Raw genomic sequence first — 18,641 nt, 5'->3', positions numbered from 1 at the left:
CTGTGAATGCACCCTCTACGCGATGGAGAGATCGTGATGTCAACCAAACCGAAGCGTGGCGTCCTTGTCCGCCTGACCCACGAGCACGGCCGGATGTTCATTCGGCTTGATGATCTTCAGGAAGGACAATCCCAGCCTGCGGCATGGCATCAACGCGAAATCGTGACGCTGAAGGAAGTCAATGCAGCGCAGTTTGACCGGTTGGCGTTTGATGATCAGGAACTGGCGGGCCTTGGCTACTACATCCTGTCGAGGCTCTATGCCTTCAAAGCCATGGATGAGGGGCCGTGACAAGGCGTCATCACGCGCGGCTCGGCGACGCCGGGCCGCGCGTGATGGCCCTTTTTGTTGATCGGGGTATTCGCGTTCCGCCGCAAAAGGGCCGCGCCCGCCTCAGCCCCCCGCCGCCATCGCCTGCTCGCAATACGCGCGCAGCGCCGGCGTCATCTTCATCGTCTTGCCGCCTTCCAGCGCCTCGGTGTAGATCACATCCATGTCCACCTTGGACATGTCCGGGTCCTGCTCCAGCAGGTGGCTTTCCAGCGTGTCCAGTGCGTCACGCACCACCTGGTCCCAGTCGTCGCCAAACTCGCCGCGGCAGGCCACGGCCTTGGCGACCGATTCCTGCAGCATCGCGGTGGCATCGCGCGTCTGTGCCGATGCAATGGGAGTCAGGGCGAGGGCAAGCAGGCTGCCGGCAAGAAGCATCTTGATGCGGTGAAGGGTCATATCCGTTCCTTGGGGTGTAGAAGCTGGCGTCATCATGCCTTTCCCTCTGCCGTCGCGCTAGATAAGCGCCGCAGGTGGCGTGCCGGCAACGTGCGCACGCAAAAAAGGCCGCCGGGTTTCCCCGGCGGCCTCCATGCAAAACGCGTCGCTTGAGCCAACGCTTACTTCCAATGGGCTTGTGGATCAAAGTACGCTTCCCACGTGCACGGCAATGCCGACAGCGCGCAGGCTTGGGTGAACGCCGTCTTCGCGAGTGCCGGCTCGCTCAGGTTGATCAACGCCACCCCCACGTTGAAATATGCATTTCTGTCCCGGCTGCCCAACGCCAGCGCCCGGCGCAGCGGCGCAAGCGCTTGCTCGTGCTGACCCCGATCGAGGCTTCTTCACGTCCAATCTCCTTTTGATTGAGGATTGGACTCCAAACCGCTTCGCTACTCAATCTCGGGGGGACATCGCCACCAAAAATCACAGTACATATTCTCGATCAATACCCGCCGTCCAGAGCCGCACTCGACTGCACGAACGATGCCGTAGTCGATATACCCGTAGTGCATCCAGTCAAAGAAATCCAAGAACTCAAGCCTGGGAAGATCTGCAGCAGCAACCAGCTCAACCTTGCTCCAGTACGTGTTTCCTTCGAGCCCTGCACTAGCCAACTGGACCGGCACCTCTGGGAACCCGAGCTTGGGCTTCACAAAAAGCCCGCTAATGGCGGATCGCCGGTAATGATCTGCCGCTGCACTTCCATCGAGCACCATACTCTGCAGCAGCGCCCGCTCAATTTCGCGAAAAGAGTCTTCGACAGCTATGTCGACGACGCCTTCGCCAGGCATCAGGTACGAATTCCAGATATGTCGACTTGCCTCTCTAAATCTCTGCATCTGCGAGTTAACGTTCTTCATGCTAGTTCCCCTGGAGACCGCCGCTCGGTCGATCTGGATAGCACATGCAGGACATTGGATCCTGATTGTAGTTGATCGTATGCCAGTAGCCGTTTGCGTGGCCATGCCCAGGCCTGTTCACGTACCACCGGACCCCCGGAGGACAGGGCTTGCACTCCCCTTCACAATTCCTTCCGGGATTGACCGGCTTCAGGACTGCCGGATCGCGATTTGCGCGAGACTCTTGAGTCGAGCCAAAAGCGCCGGTGAGCAGACCACCCAGAAGGACTCTATTGAATCCATTCGGATCAGCCCACTCCCCTGGACGGGACAACCGAAATGCAAGGCCGACGGCCCCTGCCAAGGCGTCAAGGTCAGAGCATTCAAACCCTGAGTACTGATAACCGTTACTGTAGTAACGATCATGGTAATAGTCGTATCCACCGATGGGGCCGGGATTGGACACGTGAGCGGGTCTCAAGCGCTGCAAGCCGTAGGAGTCTGTAGATCCTCCAGGGTCCGCTCCCACATAGCCGTATGTGGAACCACCGCCATTTAGGCCGATGGGATCACTCTGAACGTAGCGCCCCGTACTTGGCTCATAGTCTCGAAAATAGTTGTAGCTCAACCCAGAGGCCGAATCCATGCGCTGACCGGGGAAGCGAAGATCAAAGAACTGTAGGATTCCATCCTGATCTGGATCCTCGGCCGGTATGCCTGATCCAAAAGGCTCTCCCAGAACGCTCCAGCGCCACACAGCGACATCCCGCTGCGGATCGACCACTACGCGCGGCGAACCCAAGTGATCTGACTGGATGTATAGCAGCTTGCCCGCTTGAATCAGGCCGACTGGTTGAGACCCCAACCACGCGACCTGCTGTGCCGGAGTACCGGTCGCACCATAGCTGCCGAGCCACTCGCCCCCCTCACCATGCAGGTGCAGCGTCTTTTCAGTATCCATCTGCTGCAAATGGTCGCGACGTAACCCCAGCTTGAGTAGCGGGGGTCTAGCGTCCGGTGCCGACGTTATCCCTTCTTCGCCGCCAACTGCGCGGCGTACCGGGTAGTGTTGCCCCGCCAAGCGCTCGCTTGGGTCTTTCTCCGTTGTAATCGCGCCACCAGCTTTCAATGCTGGTATGGGCATGACGCAATGTCGGGAACCAGTGCCCGTTGAGGCATTCGTTGAGACCCCAACCGCACGACCTGCTGGGCCGGGGCCGAGCCATTCGCCGCCCTTGCCCTTCAGGTGCAGCGTCTTGTCCGTTATCAGCCATCCAGGAAATACTGCAACAACGGAACGAAGCCCATAGCGAGAAGCATCATGACGAACGCAGCCTGCGAGCAAAGGTGAATGGACGCAACAATAGCGATCGGACTTCTAAATCTCCGCTCCCTAATGATGGCAACGCACCCGAAGAATGCGTCGCGCATTTCCATTGAGTCCCGCGATGGCAGGGCCGGGAGAGCAGCAAGCTGCTCTTCACCGGATGTTCTGTCGCGCTCCCGCTTGGCCATGACTATCGCACAGGTTCGACTAAGCACGTTAACTACCATGCAGTAGAAGATGTACGGAACCAGTTCATACATTGCTTCTAGAAACCACGCCCGTAATTGATGACCTGAGGATGCCCATCAAACATTGAGATACCTTTTGGATGGGCGTAGAAGGAAGCGTCGACGCCGCATTGCCCAGCCCACGAAAGCTCAGATCGCGCCGATCCGAGCATCAAGTCTGAGCAGCTTGCCCCGCCGCTAAGCGAGAGACCGCCACCGTAAAGGACAGGAGGGCCAATCAGATGTTCGGGGTTCACGTCCGCCGCGCCATCCTCAAGCACCACCCTTGAAATTGTATATGTAACTGGAGCACCACAACCGGCACCGAACCAGTAGGCATCCAAGTCAACGATACCCCCTTTTCCGTTAACGCACTCCGATTCCAAGTGGAAATTGTACTTGGCTCCTTCAAAACCCCAGTTGCCACGAGCAATTCCATGCGCAACCAAGCAGGCTCCAGCGCCATACAGAGACATCCCGCTGCGGATCGATCAATGCACGCGGCGACCCGAGATGGTCGGACTCGATATGGAGCACCTTACCCGCCTGAATCAGTCCGACAGGCCGGGAACCTGGCTATACGACCTGCTGTTCCGGGGCACCGTTTGCACCATACTGGCCGAACCATTCGCCTCCCTCACCATGCAGGTACGGCGTCTTTTCAGTACCCACCTGCTGCAACACGCGCTGGCCTGCCGCGTTGTGTCGGTAATTGGCCTGCGCGGAGCCTTCGGGCGCCAGCCCAAATCGTAGCTGAGGTCCAGCCGGCGGCCTTCGCCGCAAGAACTCCCGCGTGCGACCACAGTGTGGATCTGAACTGCGCCCAACACCTCGGTTCTGCCGTACATCGCAAGGCTGCGGCTGGAGCTACAGCAGAGGCGTCATTCAGTGCGATAGAACCGGACTTTTTGGCCGTTCCACGACGCTATTGGCAAAGGCACAATTCGCCGCCACGCTGGATACACCTACGCCCAATTCAGCAGATCTCGTACCTCTCGTATGCCACCTGAATGCAGCCGTTCGCAAGATAGAGATATCCATGGCCACGCGCAGATGGAACCCAAGAGACAAAATTGCCAAATTTGGCATGCGATTCAAGGGACATCAAACCCAGGATTGCGGAGAGCGAGCCGACCCCTTCTATTCGAAGAACTCCCGGCGTCCTTTGCCTGTCATTGCTTGAAGCGTAGTACGCCATCTCTATTTCGACCAAACGGGATGACAAGTCAATGCAGATGCGGTGAAGCAAGGCATCGTGCAGATCATCCCTCTCGAACATTTGATCATTCATACATTACCAATCCCAGATGAATTCGCGCGCTCACCGTCTCTTGGTTAGAGACATCAATCCTTGTGCGACTTCCGGCGACAGTGCGTCGCGCCACACGTGGGCCAAGACACCCAAAAAAGCCCTCTTCTCCGACATGTACGATTCAATAGCGTTCAGTGCAAATTGGCCATGCAAGCTCAACAGCGTTTCCACAGGGCCAGCCCCCAGATTTTCCAGCACCCAAGGGTCGGAGCTCAATTCAAATATCTCTACAACCACTCTCCATGCCTGTTCAGGATCCTCAATACACATCATATTGAGCTGAATGGCAGACCATTGGGAATCGCTTTGTAGAGCGGAATCATCAGTGGCGCCCTGCAAGGCAACCCAAGCACTTGCCAAAGCATGGCGGTTCAAAAATTCCATCAAAAACCACCTCGGTGCAGGCTGAGTCGGGACTGGCTTCGTTGCCCACTCCCAAGCGTCGGAAGGATAACCTTTGCAGTTCATCGCGTCTGCCACCTCAAGGTACCCGCGAAGATGCACCTGCCAAGATCGGAACTGTTGCTGCTGCCCGCCCATGACATCTTTCCGGTTGGCCGAGCAGTGAACAGGTCCATGCCATCCTGGCGCATATCCCCGATACCTTTTCTTCATGACTGCCAGGATGGTCCTGATCGTCGCATGGATTTTTTCACACATATCCTGCAAGGGGCAGTCATCATGAGTCTTTGCGCCATCTCTCGCCAGCGATGCCGGAGCTGCAACACCGGCTGCACCGAAGCCGGATGAGGACGTTCCAGCGCTTCCAGATGAACCAATTCCCGCGGCTGCGCGGCCCAGAACATTCTCGGGACGGGCGCACATCGAGAGCGTGCTCAGCCCTGACGGATCCAAATTGATGATTGGATTGGAGCCTGCGTATCGCAGTTTTCGGCGTGTGCAGGGAGACGCGCTGGCGATCGCTGCCAAGGTCATTGCAGTTTGGGAGGATTGGCTTCGCCCAGCCACGCATCGCGTGGCTCTACGCGGAGACGCGTGGGAGACGGCCCGTGGCTCTTGCCTTACCGCGGTGCGATGTACCCGCCCGGGACGCCGTTGGGCGACAGCACCAGCTGCCATAGCTGCGCGTGCCGGCAGCGGAAACTGGCCATCGACGCGGCCAGGTAGAACCGCCACATGCGCTTGAAGCGCGCGTCGTAGCGATTTGGGTCGAGGTCGCCCCAGGCCTGTTCGATGTTCAATCGCCACGCCTGCAGCGTGCGGTCGTAGTCCGGGCCGAAGCTGTGCCAATCCTCCAGCACGAACAGGCCTTCGTACGCGGTGGTGATCTGCACCGCAGAGGGCAGCATCGAGTTGGGGAAGATGTAGCGGGCGATCCACGGGTCGGTGCGGTGCCGGGAAATATTGCCGCCGATCGAATGCAGCAGGAACAGGCCGTGCGGATGCAGACAGCGCCGCGCCATCTCGAAATAGCCGCGGTAGTTCTTGTCGCCGACATGCTCGAACATGCCGACCGAGAAAATCGCGTCGAAGGTCTCTTCGACGTCGTGGTAATCCTGCAGGCGGATCTCGATGGGCAGGCCAGCGCACAGCTGGCGCGCGTAGTCGGCCTGCTCCTGCGAGATGGTGATGCCCACCCCGGACGCGCCATAGCGCTCGGCGGCGAACTTCAGCGCCTCGCCCCAGCCGCAGCCGATATCCAGCACGTGCTGGCCCGGGCGCAGGCCGAGTTTGCGGCAGATCAGGTCGAGCTTGGCCTCCTGCGCCGCGTCCAGGTCCACCGCGTCGCGCCAGTAGCCACAGCTATAGACCAGGCGCTGGCCGAGCATGGCCTGGTAGAGGTCGTTGCCGAGGTCGTAGTGGCGCCGGCCGACCTCGAAACTGCCGCTGCCGGCCTGCAGGTTGAACAGACGCGCCTTGAGCGCGTCGGCCAGTTCGCGCCAACCGTGCACGCGCTCGTCGAGGTGGGCCAGCATCAGCTGGTGCAGGAAGCCGTCCAGCGAGGCGGCATCCCACTGGCCGTCCATGTAGCTTTCGCCCAGGCCGAGCGAGCCCTGGGCGATGACTCGCGCATAGAAACGCGGATCGTGTACGTGGATGTCGTGGGGCTGGTCACCGTCGACGGTGATGCCGGCCTCGTGCAGCAACAGCGTTACTCGTCGTTGCAGTCCCGCGTCCACACCGCCTCCGTCGATCAGCCCTGGGCGAACAACCCCGCGTAGGCCGTGCCGACATGCGGTGCCAGCACGCTGGCCGGGACATCCACGGTCTGCGTGCCATCCGAGTACGGCCCGACCTGGTACGGCGGGAACACGAAGCGTACCGCGCTGATCTTGCCGTCAGTACCGGTCAGCGGCTGGAACTGGCTGAAGTTGTCCGCGCTGGGCTCGGTGCCGTCGGCGATCATCCGGCTGGCACTGCGCAGCGATTCCTGCAACTGGCCCGGATCCATGTCCTCGCTGCTCAGGCGGGTAGCCACGCGCTCGCGCAGCTGGTCGGCAATGTAATCGCTGACCGCCTTCCAGCCCTTGGCGTCGGCCACCAGCTTGTCGGCGGTGAGCATCTGCTGCTGCTCGGGCAACCACACGAAACGGGCCACCAGCGGCTCGCCGTGGGCGCCGCCGGTATACCGGCTGCCGTCGGCGCTGACCACCACCAACTGCGGGGTTTCCAGCACCTTCTCGAAGCTCAGCGACAACTCATACGGCATGCTCGGCTTGTCGTTGCCCAGGCCGTCGACGGCCTGCTGCAGTTCGCCGCGGGCGGCGCTGGCATAGTCGGCCAGGGCCTTGGCCAACCCCGGGTAGCGCGCGAGGTCGGTCGGATAGCTGATCCCGACCACGGCCTGCGGCGTGTTCTCGATGACATCGCGCAGCTCCACCGGCGCCGCCGGGGTGGCCGCGGTGTCGATGTCGGCCGGCTGCGCCGCGCTGGTAGCGGCGGCAGGTGCGGCGGTGGTGTCGCCTTCGTCGCGCTTGCACCCTGCCAGCAGCACCACGCCCACGGCCAAAGCCAGGGCGCTGGCGCGCAGCGCGCGACGGTTTACTACGCTGTTCATTGCAATCCCCTTGTTGAAACCGGTCATCATGATCGTTCGTCCCTGAAGCATCGCCGGCCGCATTCATCCGGCCAGCAAATCATCGTATTCCGTGTGCCGCTGCATGAACGCCTCGGCGTACGCACAGGCCGGCACCACTTTGTATTTGTGCTCGCGCGCATAGCGCAGGGCCACCTTGGTCAACTCCCCGGCGATGCCCCGCCCGCCGATGGGCTCGGGTACCTCGGTATGGGTGATGACCATCCGCTTCCGCTTGATCTGGTAATCCAGCAGCGCCAGGTGCCCCTGGATGCGGGCCTGGAACCGGTGGTTGGCCAGATCGTGCTCCACCTCGTACGCCAATCCGGGCGGGGTGACCGAAGCCATGGGCGATGTCTCCTGCGGCGACTGACGCGATAGTGCGCAGCATGGCGCCATGATCGCGTGAAGCCTGAACAGGGGCAAGCAGCGACGCTGCGCGTCACATCCGGCCCTAAAGCTACGGCGATTCAAGCCGATATCGATAACGGACAGGGCGTGAAAGCTGGCACGAGTTTTGCGACACCTGCCTGCCCGAATCTGCTTTACAAGGAGGTCCACATGGACAACGCAACCGCCTCCCCGGCCCCGGCCGATGCCGACAGCTCGTTGCTTGAAGGCCTGTTCCAGCTGGCCGTCAACGGCCAGACCGAAGGCTGGGAGTTCGACCAGATCGACAGCGAAGTGTATGCCCGCCTGCTGAGCGCCTACGGCGCGGAAGGCAAGAAAGCGGCGTAACGCGTCGTTTCGCAGTGGCACGGCCGCCGGTCGTGCCCTGCCCCGGGGCGGCCGAGGGGCCGTCCGGACTGCGTCACGGCCAGCGGTCGTGGCCTGCCGTGGGTTGCCGGTGAACCCGGTCCCGGTGGGTGGCGACCGTTGGTCGGCACCCGATGGCCCCGCTCACCCCAGCGGACGGAAGCTCGGGTTGCTCAGCTCGCGCAGGAAGTGATCGAAGATCGCCGGGCGCATCGCCAACATGAAGATCACCCCGAACGCGGCCCCGGCCAGGTGCGCGCTGTGGTTGATGCGGTCGCCACCGCGCTTGTCCATCCAGATGCTGTAGCCGACGTAGAACGCGGCATACACGATCGCCGGCGCCGGGATGAAGAACACGAAGATCACGCTCCACGGACTGAGCAGGATGAAGGCGAACAGCACCGCCGATACCGCCCCCGACGCACCCAGGCTGAGGTAGTTGGGATTCTTCTGGTTCTTCAGGTAGCTGGGCAGGATCGACACCACCAGCGCGCCGAGATAGAACGCCGGATAGGTGAAGTAACTGCCGGTCAGGGCCAGCATCAGCGATTCGATCTGGCCGCCGAAGAAGAACAGCGTGATCATGTTGAACGCCAGGTGCGGCAGGTCGGCGTGGATGAACCCGTAGGTCACCAACCGGTCGTACTGGCGATGGCGGTCGATCGCCGGCGGCCACAGGATCAGGCGGTCGCCGAGGGCGCGGTTCTTGAACGCCATCCACGACACGATGACGGTGATGGCGATCAGCAGCAGGTTGACGGGGGTCATGTCAGGGCTCAGGCCGTACGGTAGTTGTCGACCATACGATAGCGCCTGGCATACCAACCGAAGGCCAACGCCGCCACGAAGGCGAACCCGGCGAAGAAGAACATCAGGAACGCCGCCTCACTCAGGCCGGTACTGGCGATCTTGTGGGTCACCGTGTCGTTGCGCACCGCCGCGTTGGACAGCAGCACCCACAGGTTGCCGATGGTGGTGGTCAGGTTCCAGAAGCTCATCACCACGCCCTTCATGGCCTGCGGGGCCTGGCTGTAGGCAAACTCCAGGCCGGTGGCCGAGACCAGCACCTCGCCGAAGGTCAGCAGCGCGTAGGGCAGCATCTGCCAGAAGATGGACATGACGTTGCCGCCGTCCATCATCACCTGGATGCCACCGACCACGATCCAGGCCAGGCCGCTGAAGGCGATACCGGCGGTCATCCGGCGCAGCGCGGTGGGCTCGAAACCGAAGCGGCGCAGCGCCGGGTACAGCACCAGGTTGTTGAACGGGATGAGCAGCATCACCAGCAGCGGGTTGAGCGCCTGCATCTGCGAGGCGGTGAACCAGCTCGGCATGGCCATCTGCTGGCCCTGCAGCACCCAGGTGGAGGCTTTCTGGTCGAACAGCGAGAAGAACGGCGTGGTCAGGGCGAAGATCACCAGCACGCGCAGCACCGAGCGCACGCCCTCGACCGCCTCGGCCGGGTGCACGGCGCGGGCGCGATCCAGCTGGATCCAGGTGCCACCGCCGATACCGGCCAACAGCAGCACCAGCGCGATGCACAGGCAGATCACGATGCCGAGGCTGCCGACCAGGCCCATCGAGGCCACCGCCAGCACCGCACCGAGGATGGCCAGGGTACGGCCAGGGCGGCCCTTGCCCGGCACCTGCGCCGACAGTGCGGTGCGCACCACATTGCCGAACGAATGCGGGTCCTTCGGCGGCAGCGGCACCAGCACGTAACGCTTGCGGCCCAGCCAGAACACGAAGGTGGCCACGAACATCAGGATGCCGGGGATGCCGAACGCCCACTGCGGGCCCAGGTTCTTCAGGGCCAGCGGGATCAGCAGGGAGGCGAACAACGAGCCGAAGTTGATGATCCAGTAGAACGCGTCGAACACGACCTTGGCCAGGTGCTTGTTGCTCTGGTCGAACTGGTCACCCATGAACGAAGCCACCAGCGGCTTGATGCCACCGGCACCGAGCGCGATCAGGCCCAGGCCCAGGAAAAAGCCCTGGCGGCTGTCTTCGAACACGGCCAGGCAGGCGTGGCCGGCGCAGTAGATCAGGCTGAACCAGAGGATGGTGTGGTACTTGCCGAAGAACTTGTCGGCCAGCCAGCCACCGAGCAGCGGGAAGAAATACACGCCGATCATGAAGCTGTGCATGATGTCCTTGGCCTCGCCGGCACGGCCTTCGGCGGTGATCTCCTGCAGCAGCAGCGAGGTGATCAGGAACTGCACCAGGATGTTGCGCATCCCATAGAAACTGAACCGCTCGCAGGCCTCGTTGCCAATGATGTACGGAATCTGGCGCGGCATCTTTCCCTTGCCTGCGCTGGCGGCTGCGATCGTGCTCATCCTATGGGGCTGTCCTGCAAATACGAAAGGGTGCGAGCTTACCGGAAGGGGGCCCACCGGCGCACGCTGCGGCCCTACGTGACAGCACTCGCCGAACATGGCAGGCGATCGCAACAGATCGCAACGGAAGTCACGAAGCGTCGACGGCCAAAGCGTAAACTTATCGTTATGCGCATGATTCCCCCTGCTGTTACAGGACGTTGCCCCGGCTGGCTGCTGCTGTTGCTGCTGGCCACCACGGTCGCACAGGCCCATGCGCGTCAGGACGAGGCCGGCGAGCGGCTGCTCACGGTGGCCACCCTGGAGCTGCCCACCCTGGACGAAGGCCAGTGGGAGCAGCGCCGCGATCAGGTGCTGCAGATGCTGGAAGCCCTGCAGCCGGACGTGATCGCGGTGCAGCGGGTACTGCAGGCGCAGGGGCGCAACCCGGCGTGCTGGCTGGCCACCCGGCTGCGCTACAGCTGCGACTTCGTCACCGCCGATCCGCCCAGCCAGCCCTTGCGGCGTGGCAGTGCCATGCTGACCCGGCTGCCGGTCAGCGAGGACGGCGTTACCCTGCTGCATCCGCCGGGCCAGTACAGCGCGGCGGGGATGCTGCGGGTGAAGCTGAAGGAAGAACTGGTCAACATCTACGTGGCGCGGCTGCGCCCGGACCCGGACGAGCCGCAGGTGCGCCGCCACCAGGCGAGCGACCTGATGACCTGGATCGGTGCCACCGCCGAAGGCCTGCCCTCGCTGATCGCCGGCGACTTCTCCGCCGACACCGCCGAACTGGTCAGCAGCGCGCCGGGGTTCCAGCCGGCCCGGCGCAATCCCGGCGAGCGGGTGGATCCGCCGTCGGTGGCCGGCAGCGCACGCGGGCATGGCCTGGACGTGCTCTTCCAGGTCAAGCATTTCGACGGGCTCGGCCAGCAGGCTCTCAAGCTGCCGCCGCCAGACACCGGCGGCACCGAGGCCGGCCCGCTGCGGCTGGGCGTCATGGCCACGCTGCGGCTGCAGTCGCCCGCGCCGGTCAGCGCGCCCTGACCTGCGGGGCGCGCGTCGGACCACGCTGGCACACACGACGACAGAAACGACGACGGCCAGGCATTGCTGCCTGGCCGTCGGCTTACCTACCCGGCAGGATCGCTCAGGCGATGGCCGCCTGGTAACGACGCTCGACTTCGTTCCAGTCGACCACGTTGAAGAACGCGCCGATGTATTCCGGGCGACGGTTCTGGTACTTCAGGTAGTAGGCGTGTTCCCACACGTCCAGCGCCAGGATCGGGGTATTGCCGTCCATCAGCGGGCTGTCCTGGTTGGCGCTGCTTTCCACCACGATCTTCTTGTCCGGGGTCACGCTCAGCCAGGCCCAGCCGCTGCCGAAGCGGGTCAGCGCAGCCTTGGTGAAGGCTTCCTTGAACTTCTCCACGCCGCCCAGCTGCGATTCGATCGCCTTGCCGACATCGCCGACCGGGGCGCCGCCGCCGTTGGGCGACATGACCGTCCAGAACAGGCTGTGGTTGGCGTGGCCGCCACCGTTGTTGCGCACCGGGCCCTGCAGGTTCTCCGGCAGCGACTTGGTCTTCTTCACCAGCTCTTCGATCGGCAGGTCGGCGTATTCGGTGCCTTCCAGCGCAGCGTTGACGTTGTTGATGTAGGTCTGGTGGTGCTTGGTGTGATGGATTTCCATCGTGGCCGCGTCGATATGCGGCTCAAGGGCGTCGTAGGCGTAGGACAGCTTGGGGAGGGTGTAGGCCATGTGGTTCTCCTGGTAGCTCACTCACCCGGCGAAGACCGGGCGTTGCGCTGACGATGATGGGGATGGCCGGCAAGCTTACCAAGGGCCATGTAAAGGAAACTTGGTCCTGCGCATGCAGCTGTGCAGGCGATGTGATGCAGCGGTGACGGCGACGCTGCCGCGCATCCGCCGCTGTTGCGCTGCGCCTCATCGTGGCGAAGGTCGTTGACGCTACAGTAGTGGCCTGTCCCCTGCCCGTCCCTGCCCATGCGCAAGCCCCTGCTGTTGCTGGTCGCCATCGTGCTGCTGATCGGCGGCCTGGCCGCGATCAAATTTTCGCAGCGCCCGCCTCCGCCCCAGTTCGCTCCGTCGCTGACCGGCGCCACGCCACCGGCCGCTACGGTCCCGGACGACGGCCCCGCGCCTGCGCGGCAGGCCCTGCCGGCGTTCCTGCCGGCCGAGGCCCGGCACACCATCGCGCTGATCCAGCAGGGCGGCCCGTTCCCGCACCGCCAGGACGGCAGCGTGTTCGGCAACCGCGAGCAGCACCTGCCGCCGCGCCCGCGCGGCTACTACCACGAGTACACCGTCGACACCCCGGGTGCCGGCAACCGCGGTGCGCGTCGCATCGTCACCGGTGGCACTCCGCCCACCGGCTGGTTCTACACCGACGACCACTACGAAACCTTCCGCAGTTTTGACGTACCACCGGCCGGGAGCTGGAAATGAACCATGATGGATTCGAGTTGGGCCTGCACGACATCAACAATGCCGGCGTGTATGCGATCGGCAATGGCGACGTCGGTCCGTTGTCGGCGGCGATGCGCGATGCCGGCCTGCGCGTGGTGCAGATCGACCTGGACGGCTGCCAGGACAAGCGCACCCTGCTGATGCGGCTGGCAGCGCGCCTGGATTTCCCGACCGGCTTCGGCGGCAACTGGGATGCACTCACCGACAACCTGCGTGACCTGGCCTGGTTGCCGGCCAACGGCTATGCGCTGTTCTTCAACGATGCCGACGCGCTGCGTGCGCATGCCGGCGCCGACTTCGACACGTTGCTGGATGTGCTCGACGACGCCAGCGGCTACTGGAGCGAGAGCAACGTGCCGTTCTGGGCGTTCGTCGCCCTGCAGGATGCAGACACGGAAGCGGGCGCCGAGCCCTAACGCCACGCCATGCGTGGCTGCTTCAGCGGCTGCCGTTGTCTTCCTGCAGTTCTTTCTTGAACGGGATGTCCGGCGGCGGCCGCGCGACGGCCGGCTGATCCTGCATGTTCGGGTCGCTCAGGCCGCAGCCGCCACCGAACTGCAGGATCGAGACCACGCAGGAAATGGACGAGCTGGTGCCCGGGATCGGGATTTCCACCGCCTTGATGCCCTTGCGGACCCACTCGGCAAGCAACGATTCGTTGGGCGCCCAGTACTTGTCGAACGACGTCGGCGTGTAGTCGTAGGGCGGACGCTTGAGCCAGGTTCCCGATTGCGCGATGCGCTCCTTGGTCCAGCCATCCTTGTCACCGCCCGGCGCGCCGCGTTCGGTGTCGCCCTTGCCGTCCTGGCCGGGCACGCGCACGCTGCCGTCGGCATTGAACAGGCTGCCGCCGCTCTTGCCGGTGGCACTGACCGCGCGCCCGTTGAGGTCGGCATCCTGCGGATGGTTGGCCGCGCCCCAGTCGTCGCCACGCGTGGGCGTGGCCCAATCGCCGGGGTTCACCGCCGGACGGGCGGCGGGCGCCGCGGCGCGGGCCGTACTGGGTGACGGCGCCCGGCTGGCAGCGGGCGCGCTCGCCGTTGCGGTCGCCGCGCTGGACGTGGGCGCCACCGGCGCCGGACGATCGGCCGGCGTGGGCACGCTGCGCTCGCGGACGGCCACCTGCGGTGTGCGGGGGGCCACGCTGACCTCGCGCTGCGGCACGCTGGCCATCGCTACCGACGGCGCGGTCACCGGCTGGATCTCACGCTCGCGCACCTGCAGGTCGCGCTGCGGCAGGGTCACCTCGACGCGCGGCCCGGGCACCGTTACCTGGGTAGCCGGCGCCTCGACCACGCTCACTTCGCGCTCGCGCACCGCCAGCTGCGGCGTGCGCAGCTGCGGGTCCAGCGGGCGCGGCGTCGGTGTGCTGGGACGCGGTGTCGGCGCATCGACCACGGTGACCTGGCGCTCGATGACCTGCACGTCCTGCACCTGGCGCGGCACCACCCGCACCTCGGTGCGCGGCACGCTGGTCGGGGGCACCACGAAATCGGTGGTGGCCTCGGCCACTTCGGTGGCCTGCACCGGCTGCTCCACCGGCGGGGTCGCCGGCGCCGGCTGCGGCTCGCTTGGCGGTGCGGCCTCGGCACGGGGCTGCGGCGCGGTGGCCACGGCGGTGGGGCGCTCGGCGGCGGGGGTGGGCGGACGGGGCGGTGCGCTGGCCGCGGTCGGGGCAGCGGCGGCGGCCGGCGCGGGCTCGCCACCGCCGTCCTCCTGCGGGGTGCCGCGGCCGACCAGCTCGACCTGCATGCGCCCACTTTCCCCACCCTGCTCCGGCTCGGTTGGCGGACGGATCAGCGCCACCCACAACAGCAAGGCGGCAAACACCACGTGCAGCAGCAGGCTGAGGGCCGCCGAGCTCCAGCGCATCCAGCGCTGGTCACGCGGTGCCGGGTCCCATCCCTGCCACAGCAGGCGCCGCACCGACTGCAGGAACCCCAGCTGCGGCAGCCGGCCAGGCGACCCGGGCAACGGGCGGTCGATCAGCGTGGCGATGACCTCGCTGGAGCGGAACGGACGCGGCAAGGGGGTCAACGCGCGCAGCCAGAGGCCCCACCCGTAGGGGAGGCCCGTGGTTTTTTCGAGGATGCGCTTGTCCGGCTGGCGAGCCAGCAGCCAAGCGAGGATGTCGTCAGCCCGGCGCAGTGGCACGCAGCGCGATCAGGCGGCCGTGCCGCGCGGGATGTACGGCGCGTTGCCACTGTCGTGGTCGGTCGCGTCGCGTACCGCGGTGATGCCGGGAACACGCCCCATCAGGGTCTTCTCGATGCCCTGCTTGAGGGTTACATCGGCCATGCCGCAGCCCTGGCAGCCGCCGCCGAAGCGCAGCAGCACCACGCCGTCGGCCGAGACTTCCTGCACGGCAACCTTCCCGCCATGCGAGGCCAGCTGCGGGTTCACTTCGTTTTCCACGACCCAGCGCACGCGCTCGACCAGCGAAGACGCGTCACCGGGCGCTTCGCCCTTGATCTTGGGCGCCTTGATGGTCAGCTGCTGGCCGCCGGCGGCATTGCTGACGATGTCGATGTCGGCCCCGTCGAGCCAGCCGACGCTGGGCGCATCGACGTACAGGGTGAAGCCGTCGCAGTCCACCGCCCACTCGTCACCGAGCAGTTCGGCGGGCTCGGCGAACTCCAAGCGGGCATCGGCGCGCGGGGTGCCCGCATCGACGGCGCTGAGACGCACGCCCATGCCGGGCACGCCCTCACGCTCGATCAGCTTGCGGAAATAGGTCTGGGCAGTGTCGGATATCTGGATCATCGGGCTATTCTAGCCAATCACATGTTATGCGCTCATTCGGTTTATACACTGGCCGGCGCATCGTTCAGGCATCTTGCAAGAAGAAAGGGAGTGGAGGATTTCATGGCCGACCGGATTCCGCTGGCACAGGCCCGTTGCGTACCGCGCAAGGGCAGCGACCACAAGCTCGGCGAGGCCCGGGTAGCCGAGCTGCTGGCGCAGGTCCCGGGCTGGGAGCTGGCCGAGCACGGCCAGGCGCTCACCCGCACCTTCCGCTTCCAGGACTACCACCGGACCATGGCCTTCGTGAACGCCCTGGCCTGGGTGGCCCATCGCGAGGACCACCACCCCGACCTGGGCGTGCATTACGACCGTGCCGTGGTGCGCTTCTCCACCCATGACGTGGGCGGCCTGAGCGAAAACGACTTCATCTGTGCAGCCAAGGCTTCGGCCCTGACGGAGTGACCCCATGAAACTGCAGACCCTCGTATTGTCCAGCATCGCCCTCGCCGCCTTGAGCGGCTGCAACCAACCCGCCGCCCCCGAGGCGCCGGTGGCCGCGCCCACCGACGTGGCCGCGGTGAAGACTCCGCCGCCGCAGTACCCGATCGAACTGGCCTGCCAGGGCATCGGCGGCACCAGCACGTTCAAGGTGGTGATCGCCGCCACCGGCAAGCCCAGCCAGGTGGCGCAGGTGAGCGGCAGCGGCAATGCCCAGCTCGACGAGCAGGCCCGCAAGGCGGTGGAAGGCTGGGAGTTCAAGGCCGCCACCCGCAATGGCCAGACCGTGTCCACCACGATCCAAGTGCCGGTGAGCTTCAATCCGCCGCAGCCCAAGCCCGACGAGTGCTTCGCGGTCGAAGAGCGGCTCCGCCGCGGCGGTTGATGCCCCCATATTGAGGTCAGCCGCAGCCAGCCTCGCCTTCGCGCGCCCCGCCCGGGGCGCGTTGCACTTCTACAAGGACGCTGTGGCACATGCTAGACATATCCGCTGAACACGTCTGGGTCGCCCTCGGCGTGACCCTGGCCGCCGGCCTGGCCACGGGCCTGGGCAGCCTGATGGTGCTGTTCTCGCGCCGCCCCAATCCTCGCCTGCTGGCGTTCGGGCTGGCCTTCGCCGGCGGCGCGATGGTGTTCGTCTCGCTGACCGAGATCCTCAACAAGGCGATCGATTCGTTCACCCAGGCCTACGACGCCCGGCTGGGGTTCGCCTACGGCACGGCCGCGTTCCTGGTCGGGGTACTGCTGATCGTGGTGATCGACCACCTGGTGCCCAACCCGCACGAGAGCCTGGACAAGCAGGACCCGCTGTTCCGCGACAACAACAAGGCCTACATCAAGCGGGTCGGCATGCTGACCGCGATCGCGATCACCGCGCACAACTTCCCCGAGGGCCTGGCCACCTTCTTCGCCACCCTGGAAAGCCCGGCGGTGGGCATGCCGCTGGCCTTCGCGATCGCCATCCACAACATCCCCGAGGGCATCGCGATCGCGGTGCCGGTGTATTTCGCCACGCAGAACAAAGGGTACGCATTCGGGGCCAGCCTGCTGTCCGGCCTGGCCGAGCCGATCGGCGCGGCGATCGGCTATTTCGCCCTGTCGGGCATGCTCAACCACGCCACCTTCGGCTGGGTGTTCGGCCTGATCTCCGGGGTGATGGTGTTCCTGGCCCTGGACGAACTGCTGCCGGCGGCCAAGCGATACGCCAAGGGCCACGAGACCGTGTACGGGCTGGTGGCGGGGATGGGCAGCCTGGCGATCAGCCTGGTGCTGTTCAAATGGTGAGCCGGAACCGGCGCTGGCGCCGGCCGGCAGGACCGGGCGCGGTTACTTCAGGCGGTTGAGGACCTCGACCAGTTCATCGGCCAGCGGCGCGTTGAGCAGGTACGGGGTGCGACCGTCATCCAGGGCGAACTCCAGCGTGGCCGCATGCAGGAACAGGCGCTTGAGCCCGATCTGCTCGCGCAGCCGCTTGTTGACGTCCGGATCGCCGTACTTGTCATCAGCGGCGACCGGATGACCCAGGTGCTGGGCATGCACGCGGATCTGGTGGGTGCGCCCGGTTTCGATACGCACCTCGCAGTAGGAATGGCCACCCTTGCGCTCCAGCACGCTGAAGTGGCTGATCGACGCCTTGCCGATCGGGTTGACCTGGACATGGCGCTCGCCCCCCTGGCGCAGCCCCACGTGCAGCGGGGCATCCACGGTCATGGTGCCGTCGGGCATCCGCCCGACAAGCAGGGTCAGGTAGCGCTTGCGGATGCCGGCGCCGTGGTCTTCACGCAACAGCGCCTGCAACTCGCTCAGCGCCGAGCGCTTCTTGGCCACGATCAACAGACCCGAGGTATCGCGATCCAGCCGGTGCACCAGCTCCAGGGTCTTGCCCGGGCGCAGCGCACGCAGGGTCTCGATGGCGCCGAAGCTGATCCCGCTGCCTCCGTGGCTGGCCACGCCCGAGGGCTTGTTCAGTGCCAGCAGCCGATCGTCCTCGAACACGATGGCATCTTCCAGACGCTTCATGAACGCGGCGGGCGGGCCGGCCTTGTCTCCTTCCTCAGTGAGACGAACCGGCGGCACCCGCACCTCGTCGCCCGGCTCGAGCTTGCGCTCGGCCTTGGCGCGGCCGCCGTTGACCCGCACCTGGCCGCTGCGCACCAGCTTGTAGATCAGGCTGCGCGGTGCACCCTTGAGCTGGCCGAGCAGGAAGTTGTCCAGGCGTTGCCCGGCGCGATCGGCCGGGACAGTGATGATACGTACGCTGGTCATGGCTTCAGCGGCTTTGGGGGTGGGCTCGGTAACGGTCATTGGCCTTTTATTCTGT

At 64.9% G+C, this 18,641-nt stretch carries 21 protein-coding genes and 1 pseudogene; 8 read left to right on the top strand and 14 right to left on the bottom strand.

The window, feature by feature from the left end; genetic code table 11:
* Positions 1-36: 36 nt before the first annotated feature.
* The gene (locus AC06FD_RS03570; RefSeq protein ID WP_478076985.1) at positions 37-291 is read left to right on the top strand and encodes a hypothetical protein; all 255 of its coding nucleotides are present in this window, start codon (positions 37-39) and stop codon (positions 289-291) included.
* A gap of 102 nt (positions 292-393) precedes the next feature.
* Here the strand turns inward: AC06FD_RS03570 and AC06FD_RS03565 are convergent, their stop codons facing one another.
* From AC06FD_RS03565 to AC06FD_RS03530, 8 genes and pseudogenes are all read right to left on the bottom strand, one after another.
* Positions 394-729 (bottom strand): hypothetical protein, encoded by a 336-nt coding sequence (locus AC06FD_RS03565; RefSeq protein WP_259203330.1) that lies wholly within the window; start codon positions 727-729, stop codon positions 394-396.
* A 431-nt stretch (positions 730-1,160) separates the two neighbouring features.
* Positions 1,161-1,631 (bottom strand): hypothetical protein, encoded by a 471-nt coding sequence (locus AC06FD_RS03560; RefSeq protein WP_478076984.1) that lies wholly within the window; start codon positions 1,629-1,631, stop codon positions 1,161-1,163.
* A 1-nt stretch (position 1,632) separates the two neighbouring features.
* Positions 1,633-2,571: an RHS repeat domain-containing protein gene (locus AC06FD_RS03555; RefSeq protein WP_478076983.1), complete on the bottom strand. Its 939-nt coding sequence runs from the start codon at positions 2,569-2,571 to the stop codon at positions 1,633-1,635.
* Positions 2,572-2,617: 46 nt separating this feature from the next.
* Positions 2,618-2,794 (bottom strand): annotated as a pseudogene (locus tag AC06FD_RS03550) (integrase core domain-containing protein); the annotation flags it as partial.
* 1,691 nt (positions 2,795-4,485) lie between these two features.
* Entirely contained in the window at positions 4,486-5,301 is an 816-nt protein-coding gene (locus AC06FD_RS03545; RefSeq protein WP_478076982.1) for a DUF6869 domain-containing protein, read from the bottom strand.
* 197 nt (positions 5,302-5,498) lie between these two features.
* Positions 5,499-6,617 (bottom strand): cyclopropane fatty acyl phospholipid synthase, encoded by a 1,119-nt coding sequence (gene cfa, locus AC06FD_RS03540; protein ID WP_478076981.1) that lies wholly within the window; start codon positions 6,615-6,617, stop codon positions 5,499-5,501.
* A 14-nt stretch (positions 6,618-6,631) separates the two neighbouring features.
* Positions 6,632-7,495, bottom strand: coding sequence for a DUF3298 and DUF4163 domain-containing protein (locus tag AC06FD_RS03535; protein WP_449335731.1), 864 nt, complete (start codon positions 7,493-7,495; stop codon positions 6,632-6,634).
* A gap of 63 nt (positions 7,496-7,558) precedes the next feature.
* Positions 7,559-7,861, bottom strand: coding sequence for a GNAT family N-acetyltransferase (locus AC06FD_RS03530; RefSeq protein WP_259203336.1), 303 nt, complete (start codon positions 7,859-7,861; stop codon positions 7,559-7,561).
* Between the two features lie 213 nt (positions 7,862-8,074).
* On the opposite strand from AC06FD_RS03530, the gene AC06FD_RS03525 reads away from it, so the two are divergent.
* A complete protein-coding gene (locus AC06FD_RS03525; protein ID WP_478076980.1) occupies positions 8,075-8,251 on the top strand; it encodes a hypothetical protein in 177 nt (58 codons plus the stop codon).
* A 162-nt stretch (positions 8,252-8,413) separates the two neighbouring features.
* Here AC06FD_RS03525 and AC06FD_RS03520 read toward each other — a convergent pair whose 3' ends face one another.
* Entirely contained in the window at positions 8,414-9,037 is a 624-nt protein-coding gene (locus AC06FD_RS03520) for a rhomboid family intramembrane serine protease (protein ID WP_259203338.1), read from the bottom strand.
* 8 nt (positions 9,038-9,045) lie between these two features.
* Positions 9,046-10,608 carry a POT-type proton-dependent oligopeptide transporter gene (locus AC06FD_RS03515; protein WP_259203341.1) on the bottom strand — a complete coding sequence of 521 codons (1,563 nt, stop codon included), beginning with the start codon at positions 10,606-10,608 and terminating at the stop codon, positions 9,046-9,048.
* 174 nt (positions 10,609-10,782) lie between these two features.
* Here AC06FD_RS03515 and AC06FD_RS03510 point away from each other — a divergent pair, with 174 nt between their 5' ends.
* Complete coding sequence (locus tag AC06FD_RS03510) at positions 10,783-11,634, top strand: endonuclease/exonuclease/phosphatase family protein (protein ID WP_394162569.1); 852 nt, start codon at positions 10,783-10,785, stop codon at positions 11,632-11,634.
* 103 nt (positions 11,635-11,737) lie between these two features.
* On the opposite strand, the gene AC06FD_RS03505 is transcribed toward AC06FD_RS03510, so the two are convergent.
* Positions 11,738-12,349 carry a superoxide dismutase gene (locus AC06FD_RS03505; RefSeq protein WP_259203346.1) on the bottom strand — a complete coding sequence of 204 codons (612 nt, stop codon included), beginning with the start codon at positions 12,347-12,349 and terminating at the stop codon, positions 11,738-11,740.
* A gap of 246 nt (positions 12,350-12,595) precedes the next feature.
* On the opposite strand from AC06FD_RS03505, the gene AC06FD_RS03500 reads away from it, so the two are divergent.
* Positions 12,596-13,057 (top strand): guanyl-specific ribonuclease, encoded by a 462-nt coding sequence (locus tag AC06FD_RS03500; protein ID WP_478076979.1) that lies wholly within the window; start codon positions 12,596-12,598, stop codon positions 13,055-13,057.
* The gene (locus AC06FD_RS03495; protein ID WP_394162565.1) at positions 13,054-13,494 is read left to right on the top strand and encodes a barstar family protein; all 441 of its coding nucleotides are present in this window, start codon (positions 13,054-13,056) and stop codon (positions 13,492-13,494) included. The genes AC06FD_RS03500 and AC06FD_RS03495 overlap by 4 nt, the downstream gene beginning before the upstream one ends.
* A gap of 22 nt (positions 13,495-13,516) precedes the next feature.
* On the opposite strand, the gene AC06FD_RS03490 is transcribed toward AC06FD_RS03495, so the two are convergent.
* Both AC06FD_RS03490 and AC06FD_RS03485 read right to left on the bottom strand, forming a co-directional pair.
* Positions 13,517-15,232, bottom strand: a complete 1,716-nt coding sequence (locus AC06FD_RS03490) for a hypothetical protein (protein ID WP_478076978.1) — start codon at positions 15,230-15,232, stop codon at positions 13,517-13,519.
* Positions 15,233-15,241: 9 nt separating this feature from the next.
* Positions 15,242-15,841 (bottom strand): NfuA family Fe-S biogenesis protein, encoded by a 600-nt coding sequence (locus tag AC06FD_RS03485; RefSeq protein WP_259203354.1) that lies wholly within the window; start codon positions 15,839-15,841, stop codon positions 15,242-15,244.
* 102 nt (positions 15,842-15,943) lie between these two features.
* On the opposite strand from AC06FD_RS03485, the gene AC06FD_RS03480 reads away from it, so the two are divergent.
* The 3 genes from AC06FD_RS03480 to zupT all read left to right on the top strand — a co-directional run bounded on the left by AC06FD_RS03480 (position 15,944) and on the right by zupT (position 17,605).
* Positions 15,944-16,285: a 4a-hydroxytetrahydrobiopterin dehydratase gene (locus AC06FD_RS03480; protein ID WP_259203355.1), complete on the top strand. Its 342-nt coding sequence runs from the start codon at positions 15,944-15,946 to the stop codon at positions 16,283-16,285.
* 4 nt (positions 16,286-16,289) lie between these two features.
* Positions 16,290-16,706, top strand: coding sequence for an energy transducer TonB (locus AC06FD_RS03475; RefSeq protein ID WP_259203356.1), 417 nt, complete (start codon positions 16,290-16,292; stop codon positions 16,704-16,706).
* An 89-nt stretch (positions 16,707-16,795) separates the two neighbouring features.
* Positions 16,796-17,605 carry a zinc transporter ZupT gene (gene zupT / locus AC06FD_RS03470; RefSeq protein WP_259203357.1) on the top strand — a complete coding sequence of 270 codons (810 nt, stop codon included), beginning with the start codon at positions 16,796-16,798 and terminating at the stop codon, positions 17,603-17,605.
* 42 nt (positions 17,606-17,647) lie between these two features.
* Here zupT and AC06FD_RS03465 read toward each other — a convergent pair whose 3' ends face one another.
* Positions 17,648-18,625 (bottom strand): RluA family pseudouridine synthase, encoded by a 978-nt coding sequence (locus AC06FD_RS03465; protein WP_478047073.1) that lies wholly within the window; start codon positions 18,623-18,625, stop codon positions 17,648-17,650.
* Positions 18,626-18,641 lie beyond the last annotated feature (16 nt).

Source organism: Stenotrophomonas sp. Steno-Z1 (assembly GCF_056393175.1).
This window is presented reverse-complemented; position numbering and strand designations above follow the sequence as displayed.

Bases quoted from the DNA above. Each gene is read 5' to 3' on its own strand.
- AC06FD_RS03570 (WP_478076985.1), top strand. From the start codon at position 37: ATGTCAACCAAACCGAAGCGTGGCGTCCTTGTCCGCCTGACCCACGAG.
- AC06FD_RS03565 (WP_259203330.1), bottom strand. From the start codon at position 729: ATGACCCTTCACCGCATCAAGATGCTTCTTGCCGGCAGCCTGCTTGCC.
- AC06FD_RS03560 (WP_478076984.1), bottom strand. From the start codon at position 1,631: ATGAAGAACGTTAACTCGCAGATGCAGAGATTTAGAGAGGCAAGTCGA.
- AC06FD_RS03555 (WP_478076983.1), bottom strand. From the start codon at position 2,571: ATGGATACTGAAAAGACGCTGCACCTGCATGGTGAGGGGGGCGAGTGG.
- AC06FD_RS03545 (WP_478076982.1), bottom strand. From the start codon at position 5,301: ATGTGCGCCCGTCCCGAGAATGTTCTGGGCCGCGCAGCCGCGGGAATT.
- AC06FD_RS03535 (WP_449335731.1), bottom strand. From the start codon at position 7,495: ATGAACAGCGTAGTAAACCGTCGCGCGCTGCGCGCCAGCGCCCTGGCT.
- AC06FD_RS03530 (WP_259203336.1), bottom strand. From the start codon at position 7,861: ATGGCTTCGGTCACCCCGCCCGGATTGGCGTACGAGGTGGAGCACGAT.
- AC06FD_RS03525 (WP_478076980.1), top strand. From the start codon at position 8,075: ATGGACAACGCAACCGCCTCCCCGGCCCCGGCCGATGCCGACAGCTCG.
- AC06FD_RS03520 (WP_259203338.1), bottom strand. From the start codon at position 9,037: ATGACCCCCGTCAACCTGCTGCTGATCGCCATCACCGTCATCGTGTCG.
- AC06FD_RS03515 (WP_259203341.1), bottom strand. From the start codon at position 10,608: ATGAGCACGATCGCAGCCGCCAGCGCAGGCAAGGGAAAGATGCCGCGC.
- AC06FD_RS03510 (WP_394162569.1), top strand. From the start codon at position 10,783: ATGATTCCCCCTGCTGTTACAGGACGTTGCCCCGGCTGGCTGCTGCTG.
- AC06FD_RS03505 (WP_259203346.1), bottom strand. From the start codon at position 12,349: ATGGCCTACACCCTCCCCAAGCTGTCCTACGCCTACGACGCCCTTGAG.
- AC06FD_RS03500 (WP_478076979.1), top strand. From the start codon at position 12,596: ATGCGCAAGCCCCTGCTGTTGCTGGTCGCCATCGTGCTGCTGATCGGC.
- AC06FD_RS03495 (WP_394162565.1), top strand. From the start codon at position 13,054: ATGAACCATGATGGATTCGAGTTGGGCCTGCACGACATCAACAATGCC.
- AC06FD_RS03485 (WP_259203354.1), bottom strand. From the start codon at position 15,841: ATGATCCAGATATCCGACACTGCCCAGACCTATTTCCGCAAGCTGATC.
- AC06FD_RS03480 (WP_259203355.1), top strand. From the start codon at position 15,944: ATGGCCGACCGGATTCCGCTGGCACAGGCCCGTTGCGTACCGCGCAAG.
- AC06FD_RS03475 (WP_259203356.1), top strand. From the start codon at position 16,290: ATGAAACTGCAGACCCTCGTATTGTCCAGCATCGCCCTCGCCGCCTTG.
- zupT (WP_259203357.1), top strand. From the start codon at position 16,796: ATGCTAGACATATCCGCTGAACACGTCTGGGTCGCCCTCGGCGTGACC.
- AC06FD_RS03465 (WP_478047073.1), bottom strand. From the start codon at position 18,625: ATGACCGTTACCGAGCCCACCCCCAAAGCCGCTGAAGCCATGACCAGC.